This is a genomic window from Georgenia sp. Marseille-Q6866 (assembly GCF_965111665.1).
In genome coordinates this window covers 231440-247038 of the sequence record NZ_CBCOOR010000005.1, presented here as the reverse complement: position 1 = coordinate 247038, position 15599 = coordinate 231440, and the positions used below count along the sequence as shown (strand labels likewise).

At 73.4% G+C, this 15599-nt stretch carries 11 protein-coding genes; 8 read left to right on the top strand and 3 right to left on the bottom strand.

Annotation, left to right across the window (positions count from 1 at the left end; translation table 11 throughout):
* Nucleotides 1-115 precede the first annotated feature (115 nt).
* Nucleotides 116-1567 (bottom strand): CCA tRNA nucleotidyltransferase, encoded by a 1452-nt coding sequence (locus ACWPXV_RS06845; protein WP_454084525.1) that lies wholly within the window; start codon nt 1565-1567, stop codon nt 116-118.
* A 138-nt stretch (nt 1568-1705) separates the two neighbouring features.
* Between ACWPXV_RS06845 and ACWPXV_RS06840 the strand changes: the two genes are divergently transcribed.
* The 8 genes from ACWPXV_RS06840 to ACWPXV_RS06805 all read left to right on the top strand — a co-directional run bounded on the left by ACWPXV_RS06840 (nt 1706) and on the right by ACWPXV_RS06805 (nt 12242).
* A complete protein-coding gene (locus ACWPXV_RS06840; RefSeq protein ID WP_454084524.1) occupies nt 1706-2227 on the top strand; it encodes an NUDIX hydrolase in 522 nt (173 codons plus the stop codon).
* Nucleotides 2224-4410, top strand: coding sequence for a DUF6049 family protein (locus tag ACWPXV_RS06835; RefSeq protein ID WP_454084523.1), 2187 nt, complete (start codon nt 2224-2226; stop codon nt 4408-4410). Before ACWPXV_RS06840 ends, ACWPXV_RS06835 begins: the two co-directional genes overlap by 4 nt.
* Complete coding sequence (gene murJ, locus ACWPXV_RS06830) at nt 4407-7619, top strand: murein biosynthesis integral membrane protein MurJ (protein WP_454084522.1); 3213 nt, start codon at nt 4407-4409, stop codon at nt 7617-7619. Before ACWPXV_RS06835 ends, murJ begins: the two co-directional genes overlap by 4 nt.
* Nucleotides 7504-8430 (top strand): hypothetical protein, encoded by a 927-nt coding sequence (locus tag ACWPXV_RS06825; RefSeq protein ID WP_454084521.1) that lies wholly within the window; start codon nt 7504-7506, stop codon nt 8428-8430. The genes murJ and ACWPXV_RS06825 overlap by 116 nt, the downstream gene beginning before the upstream one ends.
* A gap of 66 nt (nt 8431-8496) precedes the next feature.
* On the top strand, nt 8497-9501 hold the full coding sequence (gene trxB / locus ACWPXV_RS06820) for a thioredoxin-disulfide reductase (RefSeq protein ID WP_454084520.1): 1005 nt from the start codon (nt 8497-8499) through the stop codon (nt 9499-9501).
* Entirely contained in the window at nt 9498-9836 is a 339-nt protein-coding gene (gene trxA, locus ACWPXV_RS06815) for a thioredoxin (protein ID WP_454084519.1), read from the top strand. The genes trxB and trxA overlap by 4 nt, the downstream gene beginning before the upstream one ends.
* 76 nt (nt 9837-9912) lie before the next feature.
* Complete coding sequence (locus ACWPXV_RS06810) at nt 9913-11247, top strand: aminotransferase-like domain-containing protein (RefSeq protein ID WP_454084518.1); 1335 nt, start codon at nt 9913-9915, stop codon at nt 11245-11247.
* Between the two features lie 17 nt (nt 11248-11264).
* Complete coding sequence (locus ACWPXV_RS06805) at nt 11265-12242, top strand: D-alanine--D-alanine ligase family protein (protein WP_454084517.1); 978 nt, start codon at nt 11265-11267, stop codon at nt 12240-12242.
* 42 nt (nt 12243-12284) lie between these two features.
* Here the strand turns inward: ACWPXV_RS06805 and ACWPXV_RS06800 are convergent, their stop codons facing one another.
* The gene (locus ACWPXV_RS06800) at nt 12285-13529 is read right to left on the bottom strand and encodes a ParB/RepB/Spo0J family partition protein (protein WP_454084516.1); all 1245 of its coding nucleotides are present in this window, start codon (nt 13527-13529) and stop codon (nt 12285-12287) included.
* Nucleotides 13522-14469, bottom strand: a complete 948-nt coding sequence (locus ACWPXV_RS06795) for a ParA family protein (protein ID WP_454084536.1) — start codon at nt 14467-14469, stop codon at nt 13522-13524. Before ACWPXV_RS06795 ends, ACWPXV_RS06800 begins: the two co-directional genes overlap by 8 nt.
* Nucleotides 14470-15599 lie beyond the last annotated feature (1130 nt).

Below are 15599 nucleotides of genomic sequence, written 5' to 3'. Positions count from 1 at the left end.
CAAACGGACCAAGCAGAAACGACGTCAACGGGCGACCGGAGCACTATTTTCAGCCCGCCAGGGCGCTCCCGCCAGGGAGCAGGGGGACTGAGTTGTTACCCAGCGGACGGTGCCGTCAGTCCTCGTTGGCGGCCCACCAGGCGAGGAGCGCCTCGCGGGCGGCGTCCTCCCCGAGCGGGCCGCGCTCCATGCGCAGGTCGAGGAGGAAGCGGTAGGCCCGGCCCACCACCGGGCCCGGGCGCACGCCGAGGATCTCCATGATCTGCTCGCCGTCGAGGTCGGGGCGGATCTTGGCGAGCTCCTCCTCCTCCGCGAGCGCCGCGATGCGCTCCTCGAGGTCGTCGTAGGCCGCGGCGAGGCGCAGCGCCTTGCGGCGGTTGCGGGTGGTGCAGTCCGCGCGGGTGAGGCGGTGGAGCCGCTCGAGGAGCGGGCCGGCGTCGGTGACGTAGCGGCGCACCGCGGAGTCGGTCCACTGGCTCTCGCCGTACCCGTGGAAGCGCAGGTGGAGCTCGACGAGCCGGGAGACGTCCTTGATCGTCTGCTTGTCGAAGCGCAGCGCCTTGAGGCGCTTGGCGGCCATCCGGGCACCGACGAGCTCGTGGTGGTGGAAGCTCACCCCGCCGCCGGGCTCGAAGCGCCGCGTCGCCGGCTTGCCGATGTCGTGGAGCACCGCGGCCAGGCGCAGGACGAGGTCGGGGGCGGGCACGGGGCCGTCGGGCCCGGTCTCCAGCTCCACCGCCTGGTCGAGGACGACGAGCGTGTGCTCGTAGACGTCCTTGTGCCGGCCGTGCTCGTCGACGGTGCGCTGGAGCTCGTCGAGCTCGGGCAGGACGACGGCGGCGACGCCCGTGTAGACCATGAGCTCCAGGCCGCGGCGCGGCCGCTCGGACAGGAGCATCCGCTGCAGCTCGCCGTTGACCCGCTCGGGGGAGACGATCGCGAGGCGGTCGGCCATCGCGGACATCGCCGCCATCGTCCCGGCCTCGACGTCGAAGCCCAGCTGGGCGGTGAAGCGCACGGCCCGCATGATGCGCAGCGGGTCGTCGTCGAAGGACTGCTCGGGGTCGACCGGCGTGCGCAGCACCCCGGCCCGCAGGTCCTCCAGCCCGCCGTGCGGGTCGACGAAGGTGAGGGAGGGCAGCGTCACGGCCATCGCGTTGACGGTGAAGTCGCGGCGGGTGAGGTCGCCCTCGAGGGTGTCGCCGTACTCGACGACGGGCTTGCGGGAGTCCGCCTCGTAGGCCTCGGTCCGGTAGGTCGTCACCTCGACGACGACGTCACCCTTGCGAGCGCCGATCGTCCCGAACTCCTTGCCGACGTCCCAGTGGGCGTCCGCCCAGCGCGCGAGGAGCCGCTCGGTGTCGTCGGGGCGGGCGGACGTCGCGAAGTCGAGGTCGTGGCTCACCGAGCCGAGGAAGGCGTCGCGGACGGGCCCGCCGACGAGCGCGAGCTCGTGCCCGGCGTCGGCGAAGACGGAGCCCAGGTCGAGCACGGCGGGCGGCAGCGCGGTCAGCGCGGCGGCGGCCGTGCGGGCGAGCGAGGACGTCGAGTCGTTGGCGGGCGGCACTTGCCACAGCCTGCCACGCCGACGGCGCCCGGGGCCACGCCGCGGGGGCGGGCGTCCGTCACGTCCCGGGGCCCCCGATGTCGCGCCGTCGTGCGCGTGACGGCCGCATCGCCCAGGCCAGTTGATTATGGTGACCTCATGTCCGCCGTCCCTTCGCCGCGTCGGCGCGTCCCTGCGCCGCCGCGTCCGCGCGCCGCGCCGCCCCGGTCGCCGCTGCTGCCGGTGGTGGACGAGACGTCGGCGGGCGGCCTGGTCGTGCGGGTGGAGGACCGGCAGGCGTTCACCGCCGTCATCGCCCGCCGCAACCGGGGCGGGCGCCTGGAGTGGTGCCTGCCCAAGGGGCACCTCGAGGGCGAGGAGACCCCCGAGGAGGCGGCCGTCCGCGAGATCGCGGAGGAGACCGGCATCACCGGGCGGGTGCTGCGCCACCTCGCGACCATCGACTACTGGTTCTCCGGTGACGACCGCCGCGTCCACAAGGTCGTCCACCACTACCTCCTCGAGGCCACGGGCGGGGAGCTGACGATCGAGAACGACCCCGACTGCGAGGCGGAGGACGTCGCGTGGGTCAGCCTCACCGAGGTGGCCTCGCGCCTCGCCTACCCGAACGAGCGGCGCGTGGTCGCCACCGCGAGGGACGTGCTGGCCGGACGCGCATGAACATCACCTGGACCTCGTCCGGGGCCGGCCCGCGAGCCGTCGTGCTCCTCCTGCTCGCGGCCCTCCTGTGCCTCGTGCCCTCTGCCGCCGCGAGCACGACCCCTGGCCCCGACGACACCCCCGTCCCCGCGACGGAGGACCCGACGGCGGGCGTGGCCGCTTCCGAGGTCACCGTCACCCTCACCGGCATCAGCCCGGCCGTCCTGCGCCCCGGGGAGGACCTCGTCGTGCGCGGCCGCGTCGTCAACGGCACGAGCACGGAGATCGCCGTGCCGGAGCTGCGCCTGCGCGCCCAGCAGAACGCCCCGATCAGCCGCTCCCTGCTCGAGCGGTGGCTCGACCCGACGTCCCTGTCGGCCACGACGCTCCTCCACGCCGAGCGGCTGGAGGACCCCGTGCCGGCCGGCGCGACGGTCGACTTCACCCTCACCGTCCCCGCGGACGCGGTGCCCTTCGCCGCCACCTACAGCGGCTGGGGGCCGCGCGGCCTCGAGGTCACCGCCCACGACGCCGACGTCCCCGTCCTCACCGACGTCGCGGCCGCCCGCAGCTTCCTCCTGTGGTGGCCGGACATCGAGGTCGAGACGATGCCGCTGGCCGTCCTCGCCGCCGCCGCCCCCTCCGCGCCGGAGCGCGCCGCCGCGCAGGAGACCGGCACCCGCCTGGACGTCGTCGCCGCCGAGCGCCTCGAGCCGCTCCTCGACGCGCTGGACCGCCCGGCCGTCGACCTCGCCGTCGACCCCTCCCTCCTCGTCGACGTGCCCGCCGTCGTCGACCTCACGGCCGGTGAGCCGGCCGACGAGGAGCCGACCGAGGAGCCCACGACGCCCGCGACGGCGCCGAAGACGGTCCTGCGCACCACCGTCGGCGACTTCGCCGACGCCCCCGGCCGCGCCGTCCACGCCCTCCTGTGGGCGGACGCCGACGCCGCCGCGCTCACCCACGCGGGCCGCACCGACCTCCTCGACGACGTGACGGCCGCCCGTGACACCGCGCTCGAGGACGTCGGGCTCAGCGCCGACACGGGCCTGGCGTGGCCCGCGGCGCAGACGCCCGACGCCGACACCGTCACCGCGCTCTCCGAGGCCGGCGCGGCCGCCGTCGTGCTGCCGAGCAGCGGCCTGGCGCTCACCTCCCAGCTCACCTACACCCCGTCCGCACGGGCCGACGTCGCCGTCGACGGCACGACGCTGCCCGCCGTCCTCACCGACGAGCGGCTCTCCGCGCTGCTCTCCGGGACGCTGCTGCCGGTGGACCCGGAGCAGGCGCCCGTCGAGCTCGATCCCGTCACCGCGCGCCAGTACCTCCTCGCCGAGACGGCGGTCGTCACCCGCGAGCGCCCGGCGGACCGCCGCGACCTCCTCCTCACCGTGCCCCGCGACTTCACCGGGGACCCCGAGCTCCTCGCCGACCAGCTCACCGCCCTGGCCCAGGCCCCGTGGCTGGAGCGGGTGGGGCTCACGGAGATGCTCGAGCGCGAGGCCCCGGAGGTCGAGCGCGAGAACCTGCCCGAGACGGTCGTCGAGGACGGCGAGGTCGGCGCCGGCGAGCTCGCGCGCGTGTCGGACGTCCTCACGCAGACCAGCGCCTTCGCCGGGGTTCTCGAGGAGCCGGAGGCGCTCGTCGACCCGGTCCGCACCGCGCTGCTCGAGGTCACCTCGGCGGCGTGGCGGGAGCTGCCGGCCACCCGCGCCGAGCTCGTCGCCGCCGCCGAGGAGGCCTCCGAGGCGCGCCGCGGCCTCGTCGCCGCCCGCCCCGGCAGCACGCTAAACCTCATCAACGACACGGCGCACATCCCCGTCGCCGTCACCAACGAGATGTCCCGGCCCGCGACCGTCGTCGTGCGGCTCAGCCCGCGCGACCCGCGGCTCGTCGCCGACGACGAGGTCACCCTCGAGATCCCGGCCCAGCAGTCGGCGACGGCGCAGGTGCCGGTCCACGCCGTCGGCAGCGGCGACGTCGTCGTCGACGTCGTCCTCGCGGCTCCCGACGGCGCGCCCATCGACGAGCCCACCGAGATCCGGGTGCGCGTGCGCGCCGACTGGGAGACCGTGGGCACCGCCGTCGCCGCCGGCCTGCTCGTCATCATGCTCGTCGCCGGGCTCGTGCGGACGGTGCGCCGCGCGCGCCGCCGCGGACGCCTCGGTGAGTCCGAACCCCTTCCGGAGGAGACCACCACGTGAGCGAGGAACGTCGCGGCCTGGCCGGGTCGGCAGCGGTCATGTTCACCGGCACGCTCGTCTCGCGGGTGCTCGGACTGCTGCGCAACATCGCCCTCATCGGCGCGATCGGCCTGACCGGCGCCGCGAACTCCTTCTCGGTGGCCAACAAGCTCCCGAACGTCGTCTACATGCTCGTCGCGGGCGGCGTCCTCAACGCGATCCTCGTCCCGCAGATCGTCCGCGCGATGAAGCAGCGCGACGGCGGCGACGAGTACGTCAACCGGCTCCTCACCATCGCCGGCGCCGCCCTGCTCGGGCTCACCGTGCTCCTCACGGCCGGCGCGGGCGTCCTCGTCACCGTCTACGCCTCCGAGCTGGACCCGGCGTGGTTCGACATCGCCGTCGCCTTCGCCCTGTGGTGCGTGCCGCAGCTCTTCTTCTACGGCATGTACACGCTGCTGGGGCAGGTGCTCAACGCGCGCGGCAACTTCGGGCCCTACATGTGGGCGCCGGCCCTCAACAACGTCATCGCGCTCGTCGGCCTCGTCGCCTACATCGTCATCTTCGGCGGCCGCGCCACGGGCGCCCACGAGGACCCGACGGCGTGGAGCGGCCTGCGTATCGGCGTCATCGGCGGGACGGCGACGCTCGGCGTCGCCCTCCAGGCCCTCATCCTCATCGTGCCGCTGTACCGCTCGGGCTTCCGCTTCCGCCCGCGCTGGGGGCTGCGCGGCTCGGGCCTGGGGCGGGCGAGCAAGGTCGCGACCTGGGCCTTCGCCAGCCTCCTCGTCGCCCAGCTCGGCTTCATCGCGATCTCCAACCTCGCGGCGGCCGCCGCGGACCGCGGTGAGGGCTTCGCCCCCGGCAACGCGGCCTGGGACAACGCGAACTTCCTCTACCTCCTGCCGCAGTCGCTCATCACCGTCTCGCTCGTCACGGCGCTGTTCACCCGCGTCTCCGGCTACGCGGCCTCCGGGGACACCGCCAAGGTCCGCGACGACCTCTCCCTCGGGCTGCGGACGATCGCGGTGTTCACGGTCTTCGCCAGCGGCGCCCTCGCCGTCCTCGCCGTGCCGCTCGTCCAAGCGGCGTACATGACGACGACGATCCCGGAGGCACGGGGCATCGCGCGGGTGCTCGTCGCCCTCCTCGGTGGCATCGCGGCGCTCGGCGCCTTCACGATGATCCAGCGGGTCTACTACGCCTTCGAGGACACGAAGTCCCTCTTCAAGCTGCAGATCCCGCTGACCGCGCTCGTCGTCGTCGGCTGCCTCGTGTCGATGCTGCTGCCCCCGGAGTGGTGGCTCGTGGGCGCCGCGGTGGCCACGGCGGCCTCCAACATCGTCGGGTCGGTCATCGCCTACCTCGCGCTGCGGCTCAAGCTGCCGAGCCTCGACGGCGGGCGGGTGCTGCGCAGCCACCTGCGGATCGTCCTCGCCGCCACGCCCCCGCTCCTGCTCGGCTGGCTGCTCCTCCACCTCATCGGGCCCGTCTCGACGGCGCAGGCCGACATCGCGCGCGCGTTCCAGTCGCTGCTCAAGGTGGCCCTCGTCGGTGGCCTCATGGGGCTGGGCTACCTCCTCCTCCTGCGCCTGCTCAAGGTCTCCGAGCTCGACGTCATCCTCGACCCCGCCCTGCGGGTGCTGCGGAAGCTCGCGGGACGCGTGCCGGGTCTGCGCCGGTGGGCGGGGGCCGGCGAGGCGCCCGCACGTACGATGGGGCCCGACGACGGGGGCCCGGGACCGGGCCCGGACAGAGGGAGCAGGACGCTGGACGAGCACGCACCGGGCACCGCACCGACGCTGGACCAGGGCACGCTGCTGTCCGGGCGCTACCTCCTCGGCCGGGAGACCACGCCCGTGCTGCCCGCCACCGCGCTGTGGCACGGCCGCGACGAGATCCTCGAGCGCGAGGTCCGCGCCCTCGTGCTCCCCTCGACCACCGGCGCCTCCGCCGAGACCCTCGACGCCGCGCGGCGCGCCGCCCTCGTCGACGACCCCCGCCTCGAGCGGGTGCTCGACGTCGGCGCCCACGAGGGCCACGCCTTCGTCGTCACCGACGTCGCCGGCGGGCCCTCGCTCGCCGAGCTCGCCACGAGCGGTCCGATGGCGCCCGAGCAGGCCCGCGCCGTCGTCGGCGAGGTCGCCAGCGCCCTCGAGGCCGCCCGCCGCCGCGGGGTCCACCACCTCGTCCTCCTGCCCTCGGCCGTCCACGTCACCGCCGACGGCCAGGTCCGCCTCGGTGGCCTCGGTGTGGCCGCGGCCTACCTCGGCGTCGACCACGACCCCCTCTCCGCCGCCCGGGTCGACACCCTCGGCCTGGTCCGGCTGCTCTACCTCGCCCTCACCGGCACCTGGCCCGAGCCCGACGGCGGACCCGAGCTGGCCCGTCAGGTCCCGCCCGCGCCGCTCGTCGGCGGCGTCCCGGTCGCGCCGAGCAGCCTGCGCGCCGACGTGCCCGCGGACCTCGATGCGCTGTGCACCCGGACCTTCGCCGGCGAGGGCCCGCGCACCCCGAGCGAGCTCATCCGGGAGCTCGCGCCGTGGCGCGACATCAACGTCGAGGCGCTGACCAGCGACCACCCGGTGTGGCCGCTCGCCGGATCCCTCGGTGCGGGCGCCGGGGTGGGGGCCGTCGCGGCCGCCGCCACGCCCTCCGCCCCTGCCGTGCCCTCCGCGCCCGTCGTCCCGACGCCGGCACCCGTGGAGGAGCCGGAGCCCGCCGCGGAGCCGCCCGAGTCCGCGTCCGTGGACGAGGCCCTCGCCGTCGTCGAGCCCGCCGACGGGACGGCCGCCGACCTCGAGCCCGCCGACCCGGCCGCCGCCGCGGAGCCGGCCGTCGAGCCGGCGCCCACGCAGCCCTCCTTCGACGACGTCGTCGCCGACACCCCCGACCAGGCACGCCAGCCGGCCCTGGACACCACGGACTGGCAGCCGCGCCCGTGCCGAGCGGGGCCGGCGCCCCCGCGGACTTCACCGCCGTCGTCGCCCCCGAGGACGACGACGCCGCCGCCCCCACGCCGCCCGCCACCCGCGCGGCTCGGTCGTCACCGCCGCCATCGGCGCGGGCGTCGGCGGGGCGGCAGCGACCGTCGCGGACAGCACCCGCAAGGGCGTGGACGCCGTGCGCCGGCGTGTGTCCGCGGGTGCCGGGAAGGTCTCCGCCGCCGCCGCGGCACGCGCCGCCGAGCGCGAGGCCCGCGCCGAGGAGGAGCTCGCGAAGACCCGTGAGGCGGACGTGCGCGCCGCTCTCGAGCACGGCCGCGTCCCGTCCGACCCGCCCGCCGAGCCGCGCCCCGAGCGCGTCGCGGCGGCACCGGAGCCGGCGCAGGACCGCTCGTGGGAGTCGGTCGTCGCCGAGGAGCCGGAGCGTGAGCCGGGCGCCCCCGTCCCCTTCCGCGAGAGGCGCCTGGACCCGACGCCGATCGTCCTCGCCGTCGCCCTCGTCGCACTCCTCATCGGCGGGATCATCGCCTTCCGCACCCTCACCGCCGAGCCGGAGGACTACGTCGCCCCGCCCGCGGCCACCACCGAGGCCCCGGCGAGCCCGGAGGAGACCGAGCCCGCCACGGAGCCCGAGACCACCCCGGCACCGGAGGAGACGACCCCGGCCGAGCCGCCCGCCGTCGCCTCCCTCGCCCCCCTCGACCCCGAGGGCGACGGCGCGGAGAACCCCGAGCTCACCCCGCAGGCCCTCGACGGCGACAGCGACACGTACTGGCGCTCGCGCTCCTACGTCGACCCGCAGTACGGGATGAAGTCCGGCATCGGCCTCCACGTCGAGCTCGAGGAGGCCGCCCTCGTCTCCTCGGTCACCATGGACCTCATGGGCGAGGGCGGCAACGTCGAGATCCGCGCCACCAGCCCCGACGAGCCGACCGAGGGCGACGTCCTCGCCTCCGGCGAGATGGGCCCGGACACGACCTTCGCCTTCGACGAGCCGGTCGAGACGGACAGCATCGTCCTGTGGTTCACCTCCCTGCCCGTGGCCGACTCCGACGGCCGCAACCGCATCGAGCTCGCCGAGCTCACCGTCGAGTGAGCCCGGAACAAATCCGCGCCTCCGCGCCTTGACCCGAGCAGCACCCCCGAGCGACGAAGGACTCCCATGACGAGCACCACCCCGACCACCCTGCACGAGGTCGTCATCGTCGGTTCCGGCCCCGCCGGCTACACCGCCGCGATCTACGCCGCCCGCGCCAACCTCGCGCCCGTCGTCATCGCCGGCGCCGTCACCGCCGGCGGCGCGCTGATGAACACGACCGAGGTCGAGAACTTCCCCGGCTTCCCCGAGGGCGTCATGGGCCCCGAGCTCATGGACAAGATGCAGACCCAGGCCGAGAAGTTCGGCGCCACGGTCATCTACGACGACGCCACCTCCGTCGACCTCACCGGTGAGGTCAAGACGGTGACGACGGCGGAGGGCGACACCTACCGGGCCCGCGCGGTCATCCTCGCCAACGGCTCGGCCTACAAGGAGCTGGGCCTGGAGGGCGAGAAGACCCTCGGCGGGCGCGGCGTCTCCTACTGCGCCACCTGCGACGGCTTCTTCTTCCGCGACCAGCACATCGTCGTCGCCGGCGGTGGGGACAGCGCGATGGAGGAGGCCACCTTCCTCACGAAGTTCGCCTCCAAGGTGACCGTCGTCCACCGCCGCGACGAGCTGCGGGCCTCGAAGATCATGGCCGACCGCGCGATGTCGAACCCGAAGATCGAGTTCGCGTGGAACAGCGAGATCACCGCCATCCACGGCACCGACAAGGTCACCGGCCTCACCCTGCGCGACACCGTCACCGGTGAGGAGCGGCCGATGGACGCGACAGGCCTGTTCGTCGCGATCGGCCACGTGCCCCGCACCGACATGCTCGTCGGCCAGGTGGAGCTCGACGACAGCGGCTACATCGTCGTCACCTCCCCCTCCACCGCCACGAGCGTCCCCGGCGTCTTCGCCTGCGGCGACGCCGTGGACCACACCTACCGCCAGGCCATCACGGCGGCCGGCACGGGCTGCGCCGCGGCCCTGGACGCCGAGCGCTACCTCGCCGCCCTGGGCGAGGCCGCAGAGCCGGCCACCGACGCGTCCCAGACCCCGCAGGGCGCCGTCTCGCTGTGAGGCCCTCCTCCCCCTCGGTGGCGCAGGTGACGGACGACACCTTTGCCACCGAGGTGCTGGGCGCCTCCGGTCCGGTCCTCGTCGACTTCTGGGCATCGTGGTGCCAGCCCTGCCTCAAGCTCGCGCCGGTGCTCTCCGAGCTCGCCGTCGAGTACGGGGACCGGCTGCGCGTCGTCGCCCTGGACGTCGACGAGAACCCCGACACGATGCAGACCTACGGCATCGTCTCCCTGCCCACGATGATCCTCTTCCGGGACGGTGAGCCGGTGTCCTCGCTGGTCGGGGCCCGGCCCAAGCCGGCCCTCGCGGCCCAGCTAGCCACGCTCGTTCCCTGAGCGGGTGCGCCGGAGCGCCCCGCGCGCGGCGTAGCCTGGCACACGCGTCGACGAGCGCGCAGGAGGAGGCACCCACATGACGAACCCCGAGCCCCGGACCCCCGGCGGGCGCCCTGCCGCCGCCGGAACACGGCTGGACCCGTGGTTCGACTCCTACGCCGAGCGCGCCCACGGGATGCGCTCCTCGGAGATCCGGGCACTCTTCGCCGTCGCCAGCCGCCCCGAGGTCGTCTCGCTGGCCGGGGGCATGCCGAACATCTCCGGCCTGCCGATCGACTTCCTCGCCGACATGACGGCCAAGCTGCTCCGCGACCGCGGGCCGGAGGCGCTGCAGTACGGCAGCGGCCAGGGCGAGGTCGCCATGCGCGAGCAGATCGTCGAGGTCATGCGCTACGACCACGTCCACGCCCACCCGGACGACGTCGTCGTCACCACCGGGTCGCAGCAGGCGCTGGACCTCGTCACCGAGGTCTTCATCGACCCCGGTGACGTCATCGTCGCCGAGGCCCCCAGCTACGTGGGGGCGCTGGGCGTCTTCCGTGCCTACCAGGCCGACATCGTCCACGTCCCCATGGACGAGCACGGGCTCGTCCCCGAGGAGCTGGAGTCGACCCTGCGGCGCCTGGCCGCCGAGGGACGCCGCGTCAAGATGCTCTACACGGTCCCGAACTTCCACAACCCCGCCGGTGTCACGCTCACGGAGGAGCGGCGCCCGCAGGTCGTGGAGATCTGCCGCCGTCACGGCGTCCTCATCCTCGAGGACAACCCCTACGGCCTGCTCGGCTTCGACGGCGACCCGCTGCCCTCGCTCAAGAGCTACAACCCCGACGGCGTCGTGTACCTCGGCTCCTTCTCCAAGACCTTCGCGCCGGGCTACCGCGTGGGCTGGGCGGCTGCGCCGCACGCGGTCCGCGAGAAGCTCGTCCTGGCGAGCGAGGCGGCCATCCTGTCCCCCTCCCGGTTCAGCCAGCTGTCGATCACCTCCTACCTCGAGGGCTACGACTGGTACGGGCAGGTCAAGCAGTTCCGCGAGGAGTACCGCACCCGTCGCGACTCGATGATGTCGGCGCTCACGGAGTACCTGCCCGAGGCGCGCTGGACCGTCCCCGCCGGCGGCTTCTACACCTGGGTGACCCTGCCGCCGGGCCTGGACGCCAAGGCGATGCTGCCCCGCGCCGTCACCAACCTCGTCGCCTACGTCTCCGGCACCGCGTTCTACGCCGACGGCCAGGGCGCGGACCACATGCGGCTGTCCTTCTGCTACCCGACGCCGGAGCGCATCCGTGAGGGTGTGCGGCGCCTGGCGGGCGTGGTGCGGGCCGAGCTCGAGCTCACCGAGATGTTCGGGACGGCCGGGACCCGTGCCCAGGGCGAGCACCTCGTCGACACCCCGAGCCCCGACCAGGCCTGACACAGAGCGGAGCCACCATGACCACTGCCGAGACCGTGCCTGCAGACCTGCGCGTCCTCGTCCTCGCCGGCGGCCTGTCCCACGAGCGTGACGTGTCGCTGCGCTCGGGACGCCGCGTGGCCCAGCTCCTGCGGGACGCCGGCCTCACCGTGGAGGTGCGGGACCTCGACGCCGAGCTGCTGCCCACCCTGCGGGAGGACCGTCCCGACGTCGTCCTCCCGCTCGTCCACGGCTCCACCGGGGAGGACGGCTCCATCCGGGGGCTGCTCGAGCTCCTCGACATCCCCTACGTGGGCAGCTCCTCCGGCCCGTGCCGGCTGGCCTCCCGCAAGCCGGTCGCCAAGGCGATCGTCGCGGCCGCCGGCGTCGCCACGCCGGCCTTCGTCACCCTGCCCCGCGGGCTCTTCCACGAGATCGGGTCGGCCCCCGTGCTGTCCACCGCTCTTGCCGGGCTCGGGCTGCCTCTCGTGGTGAAGCCCGAGGACGGCGGATCGGCGCTGGGCGTCACCGTCGTCGAGCGCGCCGAGGACCTGCCCGACGCCATGGTCGCCTGCTTCTCCTACGGCAACGCCGCGCTCGTCGAGCGGGCGGTCCTGGGGACGGAGGTGGCGGTGTCCGTCGTCGAGACGGCGGACGGACCGGTGGCGCTCCCGCCGGTCGAGATCGTCACCGACGGCCCCTACGACTACGACGCGCGCTACAACGCCGGGCGCACCGAGTACTTCGTCCCCGCGCGCCTGGATGCGGCGACCACGCAGGCGGCCTGCGACGCCGCGGTGGCCGCCCACCGGGCGCTGGGCCTGCGGGACCTGTCCCGGACCGATCTCGTCGTCGACGCGGAGGGCACGCCCTGGTTCCTCGACATGAACGTCGCCCCGGGGATGACGGAGACCTCGCTGTACCCCCAGGCCGCGCAGGCCTGGGCCGCGCAGGGCGGGCCCAGCTTCACCGAGCTCCTCGTCGAGCTCGTCCGCACCGCCGCTGCCCGCTCCTGAGGCCCCGCGTCCCCTCCGGGTCAGGAGGGGACGCGACGGGGCTCAGGAGGCGGCGTCGTCGAGGCGCGGCCGCTCCACGGAGGGGGCGAGCACGTCGAGGATCCGGTTGAGGTCCTCGATGCTGGCGAACTCGATGTTGATCTTGCCCTTGCGCTGGCCCATGCCGATCTTCACCCGGGTGTCGAAACGGTCCGACAGCCGCGTGGCGATCTCGTTGAGCTCGGCGGTGTAGGCACCGCTCCGCGGACGACGACGCATCTCCGGTGCCGTGGGCTCGTCACCGAGGGCGACGATCTCCTCGGTGGTACGGACGCTCAGTCCCTCGGCGACGATGCGCTGGGCCAGCCGCTCCATGGCGGCCGGATCGGACAGGCCCAGGAGGGCACGGGCGTGGCCCGCCGAGAGGATCCCGGCAGCCACCCTCCGCTGCACGAGCGGGGGCAGCTTGAGCAGGCGCAGCGTGTTGGAGATCTGCGGCCGTGAGCGGGCGATCCGGGAGGCGAGCTCCTCGTGGGTGCAGGAGAAGTCCTCGAGCAGCTGCTGGTAGGCGGCGGCCTCCTCGAGGGGGTTGAGCTGCGCCCGGTGGAGGTTCTCCAGGAGGGCGTCACGCAGGAGGTCGTCGTCCTCGACCTCACGGATGATGGCCGGGACGGTCGTGTTCCCGGCGAGCTGGGACGCGCGCCAGCGCCGCTCGCCCATGATGAGCTCGTAGCGTGCCTCCTCGCCCTCGGGCAGGGAGCGCACGACGATGGGCTGGAGCACGCCCACCTCACGGATCGACGCAGCAAGCTCCTCGAGCTCGTCCTCGTCGAAGACCTGCCGCGGCTGCCGGCGGTTCGCGACGACGTCGTCGACCGCGATCTCGGCGAAGGTGGCGCCCGGGACCGGGACGAGCGAGTCCTCGCTCGTCGCCGCGGCCGGCGCTGCCGGCTCCTCCTCCACCACGGGCTCGGGCTGCGGCTCCGGCGGGGCCGGCGTGGCGGCGCTGGGGGCCTCCGTGGCCGCCTTGCGACGCGGGTTGACCGTGTCCTTGGGGATGGAGGCCCGCTTACGTGACTTCGGGGCGGCCTTGGTGGACGTCGCGCCGGTAGCGCCCGTCCTCCGCGTGGTCGGCGCGGGGGTCGTGGTTGCCTGGGGCTCGGCTGCCGGTGCGGTCGCCTGGGCCGGCTTCGGGCTGCGCTCGGTCCGCTGGTCGGGGAAGAAGACGTCCACCGGCCGGCCCTCTGTGGGCGCGTTCGGAATCAGCGCACCGAGGCCCTTGCCAAGGCCGCGTCGCTTCTCACTCATGGACATCCTCCGTACGGTGCGCCCCGCTGGGCTCTGCTGATGGGGTGGTGCTGGCGGTCTCGGCGCGCGACGCGATCTCCTGGGCAGCCGCCCGGTAGGCGAGCGCGCCGGTGGAGCCCGGGTCGTAGGTGAGAACCGTCTGCCCGTAGGACGGGGCTTCGGAGATCCTCACCGACCTCGGGATCGAGATCTCGAGGGTCTGCTGAGGGAAGTGCGTGTGGACCTCGTCCGCGACCTGTCGCGACAGGTTGGTCCGCTTGTCGAACATCGTGAGCAGGATCGTCGACACATGTAGCGTAGGGTTGAGGTGCCCGCGGATCAGCTCGATGTTGCGAAGCAGCTGGCTCAGTCCCTCGAGTGCGTAGTACTCGGACTGGATCGGGATGAGCACCTCACGCGCGGCGACGAACGCGTTGACGGTGAGGAGTCCGAGGCTCGGTGGGCAGTCGATGAAGATGTAGTCGTACCGCTGCTCGTCACTCTGACCTGCTAACAGCGTCGAGATGGCGTTCCGCAGCCGGTTCTCGCGCGCGACCATGGAGACGAGCTCGATCTCAGCACCGGACAGGTCGATCGTGGCCGGCGCGCAGAAGAGTCCCTCGACGTCCGGGCATGGCTGAATGACCTCGACGAACGGTACGTCGTCGATGAGCACGTCGTAGGTCGACGGCGTGCCGGCGTGGTGGTCGATGCCCAGGGCAGTGGACGCGTTGCCCTGAGGGTCGTTGTCGATAACGAGGACCTGCAGGCCCCCCGTCGCCAGGGCCGCGGCGAGGTTGACCGTCGTGGTCGTCTTGCCGACGCCGCCCTTCTGGTTCGCCACGGTGAGGATCCGGGTCTCGCGGGGTCGGGGAAAGGTCTTCCCCTCCAGCGAGATTCTCCTCCGCGCGTCCTCTGCCAGCTGAGCAGCCAGCGGGGTGGAGTCGTCAAAATCGCCCAGCCCACCAAGGAGGCTCCGTGCTGCGTGGTCCTGCTGATCGCTCGCTACGGCCCCGTTTGCCGTCGCGGCCGTGTCGTCCGACTCCGTCACACGTACCCCTCGAATCGCAGTTGTTGCGCCTGTTCGTAGCCTATCCCGGGGCGACAGAGACTCCGTGCACCGACGCGCTCAGCTGTGGATGCGCGTGCCTCGGACGTTCCGGTTTCACGTGAAACGGCGCGGCGGCCGTCGCCCGACACCGACCGCTCAGTGCCATCCCGACAGCTACCCATCGCAGGCCGGTCTGTGTGCGCAGCCCGGTCATACACCAGGATTGCGTGAAACACGCCGTCTGCAGCGTTCCACGTGAAACTCCCGCTGAGCCCGCAGGCTCGACGAGCCTTCGCGGCGGCGGCTCAAACGGCAGCCGAAGGACAAGACTCGAGGGCGTTTGCCGCACCTTAGCCAGAAATCCGCCACTAGCGTCGCGCGGGGCGCGGTCAGATCGCAGTGCGCAACGCCATGCGCGAGGCCGTACTTCCCGGGGGACCCAGGCGTAGCCGGCGCCCGCAAGGCCCAGACCCGGGCGACTACCCGGCTCGACGCCCGAAGAGGACGTAGATTACGCACCGACACGTGAGGACCGCACCATCCTTGCTGGCGGCGGAGTTCCGCCGCAGTCACGTAGCGCCGTGCCGACGCGCTACTGCCTCCGTGGCGTGCTGGCACCACAGGTACCTCAGGTGCTCAGCGGCCCATATCGGCCTTCTGCCGGTAAGGGCGACCGAGATGAGGTTCCACGTGGAACACCCGACTTGTCTAGGCGCGTCACGCCCCCTTGGACGACGTGCTCAAGTCGCCCTACCTGCCCACCTCCCGGACACGCGCGTGACTGCTGGAGACATGGGCGCCGTTCCACGTGAAACATCGGTACGTTGTCGGGTTTGTCCGGCGTCGGGAGTCACGTTCCGAAGGTATGTCAGCCCGCGTCCATACGTCACACGCCCACAGCGGCGTACAGGGTCGTGTGTACGGATGTCCGCGGCTCGCGTCCCGCCCGGTCTACGACGATCCGGTGCCGGTGTGTCCCGACATCAAGGCGCGGCCGTTTCACGTGAAACACTCGCGCGCCGAGCCGTCGCGCGTCGATG

What these genes read in the sequence shown, in the direction of transcription:
- ACWPXV_RS06840 (WP_454084524.1), top strand. Translation starts at nt 1,706, where the DNA reads ATGTCCGCCGTCCCTTCGCCGCGTCGGCGCGTCCCTGCGCCGCCGCGT.
- ACWPXV_RS06800 (WP_454084516.1), bottom strand. Translation starts at nt 13,529, where the DNA reads ATGAGTGAGAAGCGACGCGGCCTTGGCAAGGGCCTCGGTGCGCTGATT.
- ACWPXV_RS06810 (WP_454084518.1), top strand. Translation starts at nt 9,913, where the DNA reads ATGACGAACCCCGAGCCCCGGACCCCCGGCGGGCGCCCTGCCGCCGCC.
- trxB (WP_454084520.1), top strand. Translation starts at nt 8,497, where the DNA reads ATGACGAGCACCACCCCGACCACCCTGCACGAGGTCGTCATCGTCGGT.
- ACWPXV_RS06805 (WP_454084517.1), top strand. Translation starts at nt 11,265, where the DNA reads ATGACCACTGCCGAGACCGTGCCTGCAGACCTGCGCGTCCTCGTCCTC.
- ACWPXV_RS06835 (WP_454084523.1), top strand. Translation starts at nt 2,224, where the DNA reads ATGAACATCACCTGGACCTCGTCCGGGGCCGGCCCGCGAGCCGTCGTG.